Raw genomic sequence first — 14,123 nt, 5'->3', positions numbered from 1 at the left:
GGGCTATGGATTCGCGTCGTCAGCGGGCGGCGTGCCCCCCACGCCTATAGGCCCAGACCATCATGCCGCCGCCGAGCAGAATCATCGGCACGCACAGCACCTGGCCCATGGTCAGCCAGTCGAAGGCCAGATAGCCGAGCTGGGCATCCGGCACGCGGACAAACTCGACGATAAAGCGGAAGATGCCGTAGCACACCGCAAACAACCCGGACACCGCCATGGTCGGCCGTGGCTTGCGCGAATACAGCCAGAGGATGACGAACAGCGCCACGCCTTCCAGGGCGAACTGGTACAGCTGCGAGGGATGGCGCGCCAGTTGCTGCGGATCGGTGGGGAAGATCATCGCCCAGGGCAGATCGGTGGCCTTGCCCCAAAGCTCAGCATTGATGAAGTTGCCAATGCGTCCGGCACCCAGGCCAATCGGCACCAGCGGGGCGATGAAGTCCATCAGTTCAAAGAACGACTTGCCGTTGCGCCGGGCAAAGATCCAGCTGCACAGCAGCACGCCGATCAGCCCGCCATGGAACGACATGCCACCTTTCCACACCTGCAGGATCAGGCTCGGATCGTTCAGATAGGCCGCCAGGTCGTAGAACAGCACGTAGCCCAACCGCCCGCCGACGATCACCCCCATGGCCACCCAGAACACCAGGTCGGAGAGCTTCTCCTTGTTCCACTCTGGGGCGAAGCGCTGCACCCGGCGCGAGGCCAGCCACCAGGCGCCACCGATGCCAATCAGGTACATCAACCCGTACCAGTGGATTTTCAGCGGCCCGAGGGCGATGGCCACCGGGTCGATCTGCGGGTAAGGCAGCATGCAAGACTCCTTAAATCAGAAAACTGATGCCAACGGACAGCAGTAGTAGGGCAAACAGCCGCTTGAGCAACTTCGGCGACAACCGGTGCGCCAGCTGCGCGCCGAAACGGGCAAAGAACATGCTGGTCAGCGCGATGCCGAGCACAGCCGGCAAATAGACGTAACCGACACTCCACTCGGGGAGAGGTTCCACGTTCCAGCCCAGCACCATGAAACTCAGCGCACTGATCAGCGCGATCGGCAGGCCGCAGGCCGCCGAGGTGGCCACCGCCTGCTGCATGGGTACGCTGTTCCAGGCCAGGAAGGGCACGGTCAACGAACCGCCGCCGACGCCGATGATTGCCGAAACCCAACCAATCACCCCGCCGGCGGCGGTCAGTCCGGGCTTGCCCGGTACCTCGCGGTGGGCCTTGGGGCGCAGATCGAAGCCCATCTGGATGGCGATGCAGATGGCGAACACGCCAATGACCTTCTGCAGCAGCGGACCTTGCAGCGCCAAGGCGGTCAGCGCACCGAATACGCCGCCGACCAGAATGCCCAGGCTCAGCCAGACGAAGATCAGCCAGCGCACCGCGCCACGGCGGTGGTGCTCGCGAATCGAGCTGATCGAGGTGAACGCGATGGTGGCCAGCGAGGTGCCGACCGCCAGGTGGGTGAGCACTTCGGGTGCCACGCCCTGGGCGGTGAAGCTGAAGATCAGCACCGGGACGATGACCATCCCGCCACCGACCCCGAACAGGCCGGCCAGCACACCGGCGCAAGCACCAAGTACGAGATAGAGCGCGAATACCATGACAGCCCCCACGACGAAAGCGGCATGGTAGCGAACCCATGACGGGCTGACCACGCGAATGAAGAGATAGAAGGTTAATCCGCCCTGAGCGCGAACGCGCTTGCCGGCACGCCTCGGCTGCCATAGCGTGTAGGCGTCTCTCACACTGGAACCTGTCATGTGCCTGATCGTATTCGCCTGGCGCCCCGGCCATGCCTTGCCGTTGCTGGTCGCGGCCAATCGCGACGAATTCCATGCTCGTCCGAGCCTGCCGCTGGCCCGCTGGGAAGACGCGCCGAGCGTGTACGCCGGGCGCGATCTGGAAGCCGGTGGCACCTGGCTGGGGATCGGCGCTGGGGGTCGCTTTGCCGCGCTGACCAATATCCGCGACCCCGACCAGCCACAGGGGCTGCGCTCGCGCGGCGAATTGACCGCCACCTTCCTGAAGGGCGACCAGTCGCCGCTGGACTATCTGAACGGCTTGGCACGCCAGGCCACCCAGTACTCCGGCTTCAATTTGCTGGTCGGTGATCCCCGGCAATTGTGCTATTTCAATTCCCGCGAGGGCGAACCCCGTGTGTTGCCGGCCGGCATATACGGCCTGTCCAATGCCCGCCTGGACACGCCCTGGCCAAAACTGCAGCGTGCCAAACAAGCCCTGACCGAGTGCCTGGATGCTGCCGATAGCGAGCAGCTGTTGAAATTGCTGGCCGATCCACAGCCCGCTGCCGACGCCCAGTTGCCAGACACCGGTGTCGGCCTTGCCACCGAACGCTTGTTATCCAGTGTGTTTATCGCTGGCGCTCACTACGGCACGCGGGCCAGCACCACCTTGCTGGTAGCTGCCAACGGCCAGAGGGAAATGCGTGAGCGCAGCTTTGGGCCGGCTGGCGCTCACCTGGGTGAAGTCCGTCTCCAGCTGTAGGCCCCCGCGCAAGAAGCCTCAGCAGTTACCAACAGTTTTCCGGGAGAAATCTGTGGATAAGCTGTTGGATAAGCCCTTCAGGGCAGCGCTCATGCGGCCTCGCTGGCCTTAGGTCTTTTTCAGCCAACCCGTTGGTGCGTATGTTTCTCCATACCTGGGCAAAAAGCTGTGGGCCAGCGGTCAGCGCAGCGCTGTAGCCCTTGACTCCATCGGGTTACGACGGTGCGATGAGTTTTGACCAAGGTGGCGATTATCCCCTCGCATCCGTGATACAGGCCCGGTACGCGCCTGTTGGCAAGCCATCCCCAGAAGCCGTGGATCACCCTGTGGATAAGCTGTTTGTGGGCGGGCGAAATGCAGTCGTCACGCAGTCTGGCAGTCACTGGTGGGGAATTGACCAGCCGCTCGACCAGGCCCGGAACACAGTTGAACAACATAACCGTCAAGCGCTCGCCGGATTAACCGCGAAGAAGCCAATGGCGGATGGTTGCAGTAATTATCAGTATTGATCTGGAGCAGTAACCGGCCCGCACAAACATGCCAAGGTTCTCCCCCTCTTCCACGTAGACCGGGCAACGCGGAACGTTCGCGGCATGCGCACCTGCAATTGAGCAGCATGCTTTGGGCAGGCTCCGGCAGCCCACATTACCTAGGGATACCTCGGGTCAATAACAACAATGACGACTCTTTTTGTGGCGCTTAGCAAGCGCTTGTCTTCGCTACTTCCCAGCGAGCTTCATGCGAGCGAAATGCCTCAGTTGCTCCTGCCACAACGGCATTCGCTGTTACTCAGCCAGCGCCGAGCGATGATGATCATCAATCGGGTGCGGTTATTCGCCTTTCTGTTCGCGGTACTCACGCCATTGTGGAGCATCGTCGACTTCATGGTCTTCAGTTACCCGTTATGGACCGGCCTGGCCATGTTCCGCCTCCTGGCCTGCGGGGCCTTTGCCAGCGTGTTGTTTATGTATCGGCCCAGCGGCCGTCTGACAGATGCCTACCTGGCCATCGCCATTCTGTTCGCCATCCCCACCTTGTTTTACATCGCCTCGCATACGTTGCTGCGCGGACACGAGCTGACCCAGTTCTCCGCAGCAGTGGCCACCGGCTACGCATTCTTGCCCTTCGTGCTGATGGCGGGATTGGCAATATTCCCCCTGACGCTGCTGGAAAATCTGCTGCTTGCCACCCTGCTGCTCATCGCCCAGGGGGTGGCCGGCTATATGAACTGGTCGACGTTGAACTGGCCGTCGTTTGCGGGTGGTTTCTGGCTGCTGATATTGATCGCCGGGGTGACGGCCTTGGCATCCATGAGCCAGTTGGCCTTCATGATCGCCCTGGTGCGTCAGGCCATCCGCGATCCGCTGACCGGCATCCTGTCCCGCGGCAGCGGAGAAGAAATTCTCGACCTGCAATGGAACCTCGTTGATCGCAGCAATGGCACCCTGGCGCTGGCCTTCATCGACCTTGACCATTTCAAGAGCATCAATGACACCTATGGCCATGAAGCCGGCGACCGCACCCTGCGCAACTTCACCGAGACCTTGACCGCCAAGCTACGCAGCTCCGACAGCCTGCTTCGCTGGGGAGGTGAAGAGTTTCTACTGCTCATGCCCAATACTGACCTTGCTCAGGCCAACCGTGCCTTGCAGCGCATCGTGAGCAACGGCCTTGGTCAGCGACCCGATGGCAAGCCGCTGACCGCCAGCATCGGGTTGGCCGAGCGCTGTCATGACCGTATCCGGACGCCTCAGGAGTTGCTCGAACGGGCCGACCAACGCATGTACTTGGCCAAAAGCAACGGGCGCAATCAAGTGGTGTGCAGCGACTCGCCAGAGACACAGCAGGCAACCGACGCACCTGCGCTCACCGCCAGCGTCTAACGGGCTACGGTTACAGCCGCCTTGCCCGCCGTGCGATCGGCACGCCCACCCAGGTACCAACCCAGCACGCCCCATACCGCCGCACACACCGCACCGACCAGGGCGATCAGTGTCGTGCCCTGGCCCAGCGTATCCAGCGCGCTCTTGACCCAGGCACTGAGCACGTCACCGCCGCGATAAACCACGGTGTCGATGACGTTTTTCGCCTTGTACTTGCTCTCGGCGTCCAGCGGTGCGAAGAGCATTTCCCGACCGGGTCGGATAAAGGCGTATTCGCCGATGCGCCGTACAATCATCAGCCCCGCCAGCATGGCAAATACCGGCGCCAGCGCCAGACCGAGAAACCCCAGGCACACCAGTGCCGGCACGGCCGTCAGCAGCACCCTGATGCCCAGCTGCTGGGCAACCCGTCCGGTAACGAACAGCTGTGCCAGTAATGCACCGGCCTGGACAGTGAAATCAATGGCGCCGAACACCCGCACTTGGGTATCCCGCTCAGGGAACAATTCAGCCACCAGGCGTGCCTGCTCGAAATACAAAAACGTGGTGACCGTGGCCAGCAGGATCACGAAGCTAGAGATACCCAGCAAGTAGCGCGAGCCAAGCACGCGAGTCAGGCCACTGAACGGATTGCCCGGCACCGGCTTGCGGGTATGTTCCGTCTGGGGCGCACCCGGGCGCCCGGCGCCGCCGCGCTCTCGCCACCCCATCAGGTAATGCTTGAACCCCACCGCCAGGAGCAACAACGCGGCAGCCAGGGCCATCAGCCCGGCTTCGCCCAGCGCGCCGATCAGCAGCGCGCTGAACGCCGGCCCCGCCAGCCCGCCGACACTCGCCCCCGCGGCAATGAACGCAAACAGCCGCTTCGCCTGGCGAGCGTCGAACACATCGGCCATCAGGCTCCAGGCCACCGACACCACGAACAGGTTGTACACCGAGATCCACACGTAAAAGGCGCGCGCCAGCCAGACGCTGTCGCGCAGCACGGCGAACAGCCCGGCAAACAGCAACAGGTTCAGGCCGAAGAAGCCGTACACCCAATCGATGTAGTGAATGCGCGCCACCGTCGAGTTGAGCCAGGCAAACACCGGCACCGCCAGCAACATGGCCACGAAGGTGGCGGTAAACAGCCATTGCAGGTTTTCCACCCCACCCTGAATGCCCATGGATTCGCGGATCGGCCGCAGCATGAAATACCCGGCGAACAGGCAGAAGAACAGTGCAAAACCCGCCAGCGCCGGCCAGAACTCACCCGCTTCGGCGTTGATCAGACGCGCCAGGCGTGATGGTGACGTAGCGTCAGGCATGCAGTCGCTCCCAAAGCCCTAGCGGTCAGTGCGTGGCACCTTATGCAAACGCCTCGACGATCCGCGCCCGCTGCTGTGCATCCGGCAAGCGGCCCTGGCCGGCCAGCAGGTTGTCGGCCATGTAGCGCGGAGTGGACGTGGCCGGGATGACCGCGGTGACCGCCGGCTCGGCAAGGATGAATTTGAGCAGCAGCTGCGCCCAGGAGGTAGCATCGATCTCGATTGCCCAATCCGGCAGCGGACGGTCCTTGACCCGCGACAGCAGATTGCCGCGCGTAAAGGGTCGGTTGATCAGCGTGGCGATGCCATGGTCCGCGCAATACGGCAGCAGGCGCTTTTGCGCATTGCGCTCGGCAACTGAGTAATTGACCTGCATGAAATCGATACCCGGCTCGCGCTGCAGCACGGCCAACAGCTCATCATGGGCCGACTCGCTGGAATGGGTAATGCCCACATAGCGCACGCGGCCTTGCTCTTTGAGTTCGCGCAGCATCTGCAGCTGAGTGGTAGTGTCCTGCAGGTTGTGAACCTGGATCAGGTCGATCTTATCGGCCTGCAAGGCCTTGAAGCTTGCCTCGACCTGGCGGCGCCCCGCTTCGCGCCCCGTTGACGACACCTTGGTGGCGAGAAATACCTTGTCGCGCGCCGCCATTCGCTGCACCAGCTCGCCCGTCACGCGCTCGGCGTTGCCGTAGCTGGGCGCCGTGTCAATCACCCGCGCCCCGCCGTTGACCAGGGTTTGCAGCACCTCGATCAAGGGCTGCAGATCATCATCGTCGAGACCCACGTTATGGGTACGCGAGGTGCCCAGGCCGATCACTGGCAGCATCTCACCTGACGAGGGAATCTTGCGCTGCAGCAGGCCCTGCTCGGCCACTGTAGCGGCTGACAGCCACGGCGGCAGAGCGGCCAGCGCTGCGGCAAGGGCGCTGTACTGGAGAAAGTGACGACGCTTGTGCATGGAAACCTCCGGTGTGTGGCCCACGGACTCCTCGCAGCCCGTCCAATACAGCACCGACACACGTGCGCGCGTAGCGTTCCGTGAGCCGTTAACTCACCGGAAAAACACCCGACCCGTTGCGCCATTTATGCAGTAGCTTCTGCGCATTTCTTCAGCCAATCAATTACCACCTGCACCCGCTTGGGCATGGGTTCGCGGTGCGGGTGGACGAGGAAATACTCGTAGCGGCCCGGCTGGGTAAAACCGCCCAGCGGAAGCACCAGCTCGCCGTGATCCAGATGCCGTTGCACCAGGCGCTGTCGGCCCAGTGCGATTCCGGCACCCTGCATGGCGGCGCTTACGCACAGGTCGGAGCGATCAAAGGTCAGGCTTTTGGCAGGCAACCCATCCAGCTGGCCGTTATGGTGTGCCCATAAGCGCCACTCTGCATCGAACGCCGCATTTTCCCAGGCCTGAGAATCGTGCAGCAGTGTGCAGTCACGGAGATTTTCGGGTTGTTCCAGCAAGCGGTGCTTGCGAGCGTAGGCCGGGCTGCAGATCGGCGCGATACGCTCATCCATCAGCCTCTGGCTGACCAGGCCTGGGAACTCGCCGTTGGCATACAGCAAAAGTAAATCGACCGTCTGCGTACGGAAATCAATGCGGTCGTTGCCGACACGGATATCCAGTGCGATCTGCGGGTAGCGCTCGTGAAAGTCGGCCAAGCGGGGAACCAGCCAGCACGCCGCGACCGACGGGTGGGAATACAGCGCGACCGAACCGGACACCTCGGAGCCCGGGGACTGCTGCACGGCCTCGCTCAGCTGGTCGATGACCCCTTGCAGGATCAAGAAGACGCGCTCCCCTTCCTCGGTGAGCCGCACCTTGCGTGTCAACCGCTCGAACAGGCGCAGCGACAGGGCCTGCTCTAGCCGACGGATGCGGTGACTGACAGCGCTTGGCGTAAGACACAGCTCCCGGGCGGCCAACGCGAAACTCAAGTGTCGTGCGGCCACCCAGAACGTATGCAGGTTGGCAAACTGCGCACTGTTGAGACTCGCGCCCAATCGGGGAGGCAGGTTCAGCATCGCTTGAATTCTCCGCTAGCGGCACGTGCGATCCCGTACGCAGGGGCCAAGCCGGACGATGAAGTTACCGCTCAGCCAGAAGTGCTCGGCCCTTTTCCAGGTAGGCGTTCATTTCCTCGCGAGGCACCATGCTGCCCCCGGTTCCCCAGATCAGGTGAGTGGCATTGGCCAGACGGCGCTCGGATAGCTGCAGGCGTTCCCGGTAGCCCTGCCGCTCCGTTAAAACCCGAATCATTCCCGGCACGCCGGCCACCGCAGAAGGCTCCAGCCTGATGCCTTCGGTCGACTCGAGCAACGCCAGCAGGCGGTACAACTCATCGTCGTCAACGGTGTAGTAGCCATCGATCAGGCGCTGCATGGATCGGCCCACGAAGCCGGAGGGGCGGCCCACCGCCAGACCATCGGCAGCCGTGAGGTTATCGATGCCGAAATCGTACACGGACACGGCATCATGCAACCCGGTATAGACGCCCAGCAGCATGCAAGGCGAGTGGGTCGGCTCAGCAAAGATGCAGTGCACGGCGTCGCCAAAAAGGTGCTTCAAGCCGAAGGCGACGCCTCCCGGGCCGCCACCGACACCGCAGGGCAAATAGACGAACAACGGGTGCTCTTCATCGACGCGTACGCCTGCGGCCGTCAGTTGCTGCTGCAGACGTTCGGCCGCGACCGCATAGCCGAGAAAGAGGTTGACCGAGTTTTCGTCATCCACAAAGTGGCAACGCGGGTCGGCTTCGGATTGCTTGCGGCCCTGTTCAACCGCCACGCTGTAGTCGGACTCATATTCCATGACGGTCACGCCGCGCGCGCGCAGTTCGTCCTTCTTCCATTGTCGCGCGTCAGCCGACATATGCACCGTGGCCTGAAACCCCAGGCGCGCACTCATGATCCCGATCGAGAGCCCGAGATTGCCGGTCGACCCGACCGCAACGCTGTACTGGGAAAAGAAATCCCGCGCTTGCTGGCTGTCCAGTTTCGCGTAATCGTCGCCAGGTTTGAGCAGGCCGGCGGCCAGTGCCAGATCCTCGGCGTGCTTGAGCACTTCATAGATACCCCCGCGCGCCTTGATCGAGCCGGAGATGGGCAACTGGTTATCGGCCTTGAGCCACAGCGCGCCACCTGACGGCACGTCATGGCCGGTCGTCAGCGCGGCCTGCAGCGTGGGCAGCGGAACCAACAGGGATTCGATGATGCCCTGGTGTTCACGGGTTTCCGGAAATACGGAACGGATATAAGGCGCGAAGCGTTTCAGCCGAGCGCTGGCGTCTTCGATATCGGCGGCGCTTACCGGCACATCGGCCAAGGCATCGGCGCTGGCTGCCAGTGCGGGGTTGAACCACGTGGTTTCTTGCAGGTTGATCAACTCGGCGATCAGGGGATGGCTTTGGCACCATTGAGCAATCGTTTTATCCAGGATCATGAGGGGTACTCCAGACAATTGAGTTGGCCTTCATATCACCGGGCCGGAAACGTTATTCTGGCGCAGGATTTCACCCGGTGACGGTCGATGCAGGCGATTAAGCACCGCGGACTCGCCCGTTACAAACGATGTTTTTAGACCCCTATGGATGATCCAGCGTCATCCGTAGACCTGATTGCCCAAGGAAATGTTCTACCGTTTCAGGCTGACGTTTAATCCCACTGCAGCTTTTCTACCGCTTCCCGCACTTGCGCGTAGGGGTAGTTCTCCAGTGCCCCGAAGCCCGCGATCCCCTTGGCCTTGAGCGTGGTAAACAACGGCACGCTGATGCCGACGAGAAAGCGGGTCAGGCATTCGCTGCTGGGCTTACCGCCTTTCGCGGCCTGATAGCGCATGCGGAACGGGCCGCTCACACTGGGCAGCGCGTAATCGCTCAGCGGCTGCAACGGCGGCGGCTCCGGCAACTGCGCAATGTGCCCCTGACACACTGAACAGTGCCCACAGTGGTGCGGTGCGGCCAGATCGCCAAAATAACCAGCCAGACGCTGGCTCAGGCACTGCTCGCTGGCGAACAGATCGAGCATGGCGCGAATACGGTCGATTTCGCTGGCTTCGTGTTGTTTGAAATAAGCATGCAGCTCGCCACTCAATGCAGCGGTATCGAAACGGCTGTCGAGCACGGCGTAGACCTCGGTCATCTGCTTGCTTTCCAGCTCGATCCAGCCCTTCTCCTGAAACCAGTCCAGCGCCTTGACCACCCGACTGCGTTCAGCGCGATGTTGGTTGTAGAGCTGCTCGAAATCCACCGTGCACCAGGTTCGTGCCCGCTGCGAGGTGCTGATGATGGCCTCGACGAATTGCCGGCGCTCGCCGTCGAAGTTGGCCAGCAGCGCCTCGGCGTCGATCAAGTACTTGAACCGGTAGTCGGCAAAGTAGGCGTAACGCGGGGTAATGATGCCGCGCAGCTCCAGCTGAACCAGCAAGGTTTTCAGCGGCAGCAGGCGGATATTGCTCTGGGTGGAAAGCGTGTTGAGCATCAGCTCCCACTCGCCGTCCGACGCAGCGCGGCGAATCTCTTCCAGCACGAACTGAATGCCCTCGCGCTCCGGCGTATCGCCATAGACGAAGTTCTCCAGCACGTTCAGGCTGTCGCGGTTGGCCAGTACCAGGCACTCGGACGGCAAACCGTCGCGCCCGGCGCGGCCGATTTCCTGGCTGTAGTTTTCGATGGATTTGGGCAAGTCGAAATGCACCACGTTGCGGATATCGCTCTTGTCGATACCCATGCCGAACGCGATGGTGGCCACGATGCAGCGGCTCTGTCCGGCCATGAAGCCGCGCTGAATCGCCTCGCGCCGCTCGTGGGGCAGGCCCGCATGGTAAGCCTGGGCTGTGATGCCTTGCTGGCTCAGGAACTCGGCCACCTGTTCCGCGGTTTTTTGTTGAGTGACGTAGACGATACTCGCTTGTTCACGACGTGCCGACAGCCAGTGGCCGAGCCAGGACAGCTTGGCGCGGCCGGCCAGTGGCTCGATGCGCAGGTTGAGGTTGGGTCGGTAAAAACCGGTGGTGACCACGTCCGCCTCAGCGATGGCAAATTTGCCACGCATGTCGGCAATCACCGGTGGCGTGGCGGTGGCGGTCAGCAGCAGCACCTGGGGTATGGCGAACTGACGCTGGTAGTCCGGCAATTTGAGGTAATCGGGGCGAAAATTATGGCCCCATTCGGAAATGCAGTGCGCCTCGTCGATGACCAGCAGGGAGATCGGCACCTGCTGGATAAAACTACGGAAGCGCTCGTTCTTGAGCCGCTCGACCGAAATCATCAGGATCTTCAGCTCACCGGCCTTGGCCTTGGCCATGGTCTCGCTGACCTGTTCGCGGCTTTGCGCCGAATCGATGCTGGCCGCACTGATGCCGTGCCTGCGCAAAAAAGCCAGTTGGTCCTGCATCAGGGCCAGCAAGGGCGAGACCACCAGGGTCAGGTGCGGCAGGCGCAACGCCGGCAACTGGTAACACAGCGATTTACCCGAGCCTGTGGGGAAGATAGCTGCCGCCGAGCGACCTGCCAGCACCGCACCGATCGCAGCTTCCTGGCCAGGGCGAAATTGCACATAACCGAACACGCGCTCAAGCGTTTGATACATAGCTGTCACTCCGAGGACTCAACGAGGCCGATGACCATAGCCCAGGGTGGGGTCCTGAGAGGCTGAAACGCAAAAGCCGCCCGAAGGCGGCCTTTGCGGAGCGCGAAAATCACGCTTAGAGCTGCGGACCCGCTGCCTTGATGGCGTCGCTGACGTCGAACTTCTTGAAGTTCTCGGTGAACAGCTTAGCCAGGGACTTGGCAGCTTCGTCGTAGGCAGCCTTGTCAGCCCAGGTGTTGCGCGGGTTGAGCAGGGCGGTTTCGACGCCGGCGACAGCCTTCGGCACGTCCAGGTTGATGATCGGCAGGTGCTCGGTCTCGGCATTCACCAGCGCACCGCTCTGGATCGCTGCGATCACCGCACGGGTGGTGGGGATGTTGAAGCGCTTGCCAACGCCGTAACCGCCGCCGGTCCAGCCGGTATTGACCAGGTACACCTTGGAGCCGAAGGCCTGGATACGCTTGATCAGCAGCTCGGCGTAGACGCCGGCCGGACGCGGGAAGAACGGCGCGCCGAAGCAGGTGGAGAACGTCGACTTGATGCCGGCGCCCGAGCCCATTTCGGTGGAACCGACCAGGGCGGTGTAGCCGGAAAGGAAGTGGTAAGCCGCCTGCTCGTTGTTGAGGATCGACACCGGCGGCAGCACGCCCGTCAGGTCGCAGGTCAGGAAGATCACTGCATTGGGCTCGCCGCCCAGGTTCGCTACAGAACGCTTCTCGACGTGTTCCAGCGGGTAGGCGGCGCGGCTGTTCTGGGTCAGGCTGTCGTCGGCATAATCCGGCTCGCGGTTTTCGTCGAGGACGACGTTTTCCAGCACGGCACCGAACTTGATCGCCTTCCAGATCACCGGCTCGTTCTTCTCAGACAGGTCGATGCACTTGGCATAGCAACCGCCTTCGATGTTGAACACCACACCTTCGCCCCAGCCGTGCTCGTCGTCGCCGATCAGGAAGCGGCTTTCGTCGGCGGACAAGGTGGTCTTGCCAGTGCCCGACAGACCGAAGAACAGGGTGACGTCTCCCTCTTCGCCAATGTTGGCGGCGCAGTGCATGGGCAGCACGTCTTTTTCCGGCAGCAGGAAGTTCTGCACGGAGAACATGGCCTTCTTCATCTCGCCGGCGTAACGCATACCGGCGATCAGCACTTTTTTCGCTGCGAAGTTGATGATCACGCAACCGTCGGAGTTGGTGCCGTCACGCTCGGGCACGCACTCGAAGTTGGAAACGTTCAGCACCTGCCACTCGGCTTTGCCGGTCGGGTTGTAGGTTTCCGGGTTGATGAACAGCTGGCGGCCGAACAGGTTCTGCCAGGCAGTGGCAGTGACCATCTTCACCGGCAGGTAGTGCTCTTCGGCAGAGCCGACATGCACATGGGATACGAAGTGATCCTGGGCATTGTTGAAGGCTACAACGCGGTCCCACAGGGCATCGAACTTGTCGGCCGGGAACGGACGGTTGATGGCGCCCCAGGCAATCTGGTCCTGGGTGCTCGGCTCTTCAACGATATAGCGATCAGCCGGGGAACGACCAGTACGGTGACCGGTGCGGACAACCAAAGAACCATTGGCGGCCAGTTCACCCTCGCCGCGGCGAAGGGCTTCTTCGACCAGCTGCGCAGTACTAATGGCGGTGTACACGGTATTGTTGGTTTGCGTCATGTGTCTTTGTCGGCAAGCGCCGAGCCCTCTCTATGCATTATGTAGTGGACCCCGAGACCCACTACAGAGAAAAAAGTGCGGTGGATTATGCCAGACATGCAGCATTTTAGGGAGCGCCCAGCTGTGCACGCACTCCTGCGACCCTGGCTGACAAGATCCCCAACACCAGCCTGGCCTACCTGCCCCAATCAGTGACGAGTATCTGACGGCGCCTGACTGCCTCCGCCGGCAAACAGCTGGGCGAGGTCGGCGGCATCGAAGACATAATGCTGGTTGCAAAACTGACAATCGATCGAGACCTGTCCGCCCTGCTCCTCGATCAGCCGGCGCAGATCCTCTTCGCCCAGGCTGATCAGTGCCTTGGCCGAACGCTCACGCGAGCAACTGCACTCAAAGCGCAACGCGTTTGGCTCGAACACGCGCACGGTTTCCTCATGATAGAGGCGATGCAGCAAGGTTTCGTTGTCCAATCCGAGAAGCTCCTCGGTGGTCAGTGTATCCGCCAAGGTGGTCAGGTGCTGCCAACTGTTGGTCCGTGCCTCCGGATCCTTCAAGCGGTCGGCCGGCAGTGCCTGCAACATGAATCCGCGCGCACGGCGTGTATCGGCCTTGAGCCAAAAACGGGTCGGCAACTGCTCAGAATTGGCGAAATAAACGCTCAGGCACTCCGCCAGATCAGCACCTTCAAGGGCAACGATCCCCTGATAACGCTGACCTTCGCGGGGGTCGACTGTCATGGCCAACACACCTTCAGGCATCAATTCGCGCAGGCCCACATCAGGCTCGATCTGATCGGCGTGAAAACGTGCAATACCGCGTATCTCGCGCTCGCTGGAGCACTCCACCATCAGCAGCGGCACAGCGCCGGAAGAACGCGCCTGCAGCACCAGCAAGCCGTCGAACTTCAAAGTACCCACCAGCAGTGCCGCCGCTGCCATCAGCTCACCGAGCAGGAGTGCAACCGGCTCCGGATAGGCATGCTTGGCCAGCACATGCTGATAGCTGTCGTTCAGGGCAACCATCTCGCCGCGAACATCGGTGTCATCAAACAAAAAACGTTGACTGAAATCTGGATCGTGCATACGGGCCACGCGAAAAAGGGCAGCGACCAGCGCTACGCGATGAACTTGAATCAACAGCAAAGTCACGCCGTTGGAGAAACGTGAATTC

The 14,123-nt window shown here is 61.8% G+C and carries 12 protein-coding genes; 3 read left to right on the top strand and 9 right to left on the bottom strand.

The window, feature by feature from the left end:
• Positions 1 to 19 precede the first annotated feature (19 nt).
• Together lgt and H9642_RS07090 are read right to left on the bottom strand one after the other, a co-directional pair.
• Entirely contained in the window at positions 20 to 817 is a 798-nt protein-coding gene (gene lgt / locus H9642_RS07095; protein WP_251835719.1) for a prolipoprotein diacylglyceryl transferase, read from the bottom strand.
• A 10-nt stretch (positions 818 to 827) separates the two neighbouring features.
• Entirely contained in the window at positions 828 to 1,610 is a 783-nt protein-coding gene (locus H9642_RS07090) for a sulfite exporter TauE/SafE family protein (RefSeq protein ID WP_251835718.1), read from the bottom strand.
• Positions 1,611 to 1,767: 157 nt separating this feature from the next.
• Between H9642_RS07090 and H9642_RS07085 the strand changes: the two genes are divergently transcribed.
• The 3 genes from H9642_RS07085 to H9642_RS07075 all read left to right on the top strand — a co-directional run bounded on the left by H9642_RS07085 (position 1,768) and on the right by H9642_RS07075 (position 4,397).
• Positions 1,768 to 2,514, top strand: coding sequence for an NRDE family protein (locus H9642_RS07085; RefSeq protein WP_251835717.1), 747 nt, complete (start codon positions 1,768 to 1,770; stop codon positions 2,512 to 2,514).
• A 227-nt stretch (positions 2,515 to 2,741) separates the two neighbouring features.
• Positions 2,742 to 3,023: a hypothetical protein gene (locus tag H9642_RS07080; protein ID WP_251835716.1), complete on the top strand. Its 282-nt coding sequence runs from the start codon at positions 2,742 to 2,744 to the stop codon at positions 3,021 to 3,023.
• 168 nt (positions 3,024 to 3,191) lie between these two features.
• Positions 3,192 to 4,397, top strand: a complete 1,206-nt coding sequence (locus tag H9642_RS07075; protein ID WP_251835715.1) for a GGDEF domain-containing protein — start codon at positions 3,192 to 3,194, stop codon at positions 4,395 to 4,397.
• On the opposite strand, the gene H9642_RS07070 is transcribed toward H9642_RS07075, so the two are convergent.
• The 7 genes from H9642_RS07070 to hslO form a co-directional block, all read right to left on the bottom strand.
• A complete protein-coding gene (locus tag H9642_RS07070; protein WP_251835714.1) occupies positions 4,394 to 5,704 on the bottom strand; it encodes an NTP/NDP exchange transporter in 1,311 nt (436 codons plus the stop codon). The genes H9642_RS07075 and H9642_RS07070 overlap by 4 nt on opposite strands.
• Before the next feature lie 40 nt (positions 5,705 to 5,744).
• The gene (locus tag H9642_RS07065) at positions 5,745 to 6,665 is read right to left on the bottom strand and encodes an aldo/keto reductase (protein ID WP_251835713.1); all 921 of its coding nucleotides are present in this window, start codon (positions 6,663 to 6,665) and stop codon (positions 5,745 to 5,747) included.
• A gap of 125 nt (positions 6,666 to 6,790) precedes the next feature.
• Positions 6,791 to 7,732 (bottom strand): DNA-binding transcriptional regulator DsdC, encoded by a 942-nt coding sequence (gene dsdC, locus H9642_RS07060; protein WP_251835712.1) that lies wholly within the window; start codon positions 7,730 to 7,732, stop codon positions 6,791 to 6,793.
• A gap of 64 nt (positions 7,733 to 7,796) precedes the next feature.
• Positions 7,797 to 9,149: a D-serine ammonia-lyase gene (gene dsdA / locus H9642_RS07055; protein ID WP_251835711.1), complete on the bottom strand. Its 1,353-nt coding sequence runs from the start codon at positions 9,147 to 9,149 to the stop codon at positions 7,797 to 7,799.
• 212 nt (positions 9,150 to 9,361) lie between these two features.
• A complete protein-coding gene (locus tag H9642_RS07050) occupies positions 9,362 to 11,296 on the bottom strand; it encodes a RecQ family ATP-dependent DNA helicase (protein ID WP_251835710.1) in 1,935 nt (644 codons plus the stop codon).
• 115 nt (positions 11,297 to 11,411) lie between these two features.
• Positions 11,412 to 12,953: a phosphoenolpyruvate carboxykinase gene (locus H9642_RS07045; protein ID WP_251835709.1), complete on the bottom strand. Its 1,542-nt coding sequence runs from the start codon at positions 12,951 to 12,953 to the stop codon at positions 11,412 to 11,414.
• A 188-nt stretch (positions 12,954 to 13,141) separates the two neighbouring features.
• Positions 13,142 to 14,035, bottom strand: coding sequence for an Hsp33 family molecular chaperone HslO (gene hslO, locus H9642_RS07040; RefSeq protein WP_251835708.1), 894 nt, complete (start codon positions 14,033 to 14,035; stop codon positions 13,142 to 13,144).
• Positions 14,036 to 14,123: the final 88 nt, after the last annotated feature.

The organism is Serpens gallinarum, from assembly GCF_014836765.1.
In the GTDB taxonomy this organism is placed as follows: Bacteria; Pseudomonadota; Gammaproteobacteria; order Pseudomonadales; family Pseudomonadaceae; genus Serpens; species Serpens gallinarum.
This window is presented reverse-complemented; position numbering and strand designations above follow the sequence as displayed.

Excerpts from the sequence above, each read along its gene's own strand:
- lgt (WP_251835719.1), bottom strand. The coding sequence starts at position 817 with ATGCTGCCTTACCCGCAGATCGACCCGGTGGCCATCGCCCTCGGGCCG.
- H9642_RS07090 (WP_251835718.1), bottom strand. The coding sequence starts at position 1,610 with ATGGTATTCGCGCTCTATCTCGTACTTGGTGCTTGCGCCGGTGTGCTG.
- H9642_RS07085 (WP_251835717.1), top strand. The coding sequence starts at position 1,768 with ATGTGCCTGATCGTATTCGCCTGGCGCCCCGGCCATGCCTTGCCGTTG.
- H9642_RS07080 (WP_251835716.1), top strand. The coding sequence starts at position 2,742 with ATGAGTTTTGACCAAGGTGGCGATTATCCCCTCGCATCCGTGATACAG.
- H9642_RS07075 (WP_251835715.1), top strand. The coding sequence starts at position 3,192 with ATGACGACTCTTTTTGTGGCGCTTAGCAAGCGCTTGTCTTCGCTACTT.
- H9642_RS07070 (WP_251835714.1), bottom strand. The coding sequence starts at position 5,704 with ATGCCTGACGCTACGTCACCATCACGCCTGGCGCGTCTGATCAACGCC.
- H9642_RS07065 (WP_251835713.1), bottom strand. The coding sequence starts at position 6,665 with ATGCACAAGCGTCGTCACTTTCTCCAGTACAGCGCCCTTGCCGCAGCG.
- dsdC (WP_251835712.1), bottom strand. The coding sequence starts at position 7,732 with ATGCTGAACCTGCCTCCCCGATTGGGCGCGAGTCTCAACAGTGCGCAG.
- dsdA (WP_251835711.1), bottom strand. The coding sequence starts at position 9,149 with ATGATCCTGGATAAAACGATTGCTCAATGGTGCCAAAGCCATCCCCTG.
- H9642_RS07050 (WP_251835710.1), bottom strand. The coding sequence starts at position 11,296 with ATGTATCAAACGCTTGAGCGCGTGTTCGGTTATGTGCAATTTCGCCCT.
- H9642_RS07045 (WP_251835709.1), bottom strand. The coding sequence starts at position 12,953 with ATGACGCAAACCAACAATACCGTGTACACCGCCATTAGTACTGCGCAG.
- hslO (WP_251835708.1), bottom strand. The coding sequence starts at position 14,035 with ATGCACGATCCAGATTTCAGTCAACGTTTTTTGTTTGATGACACCGAT.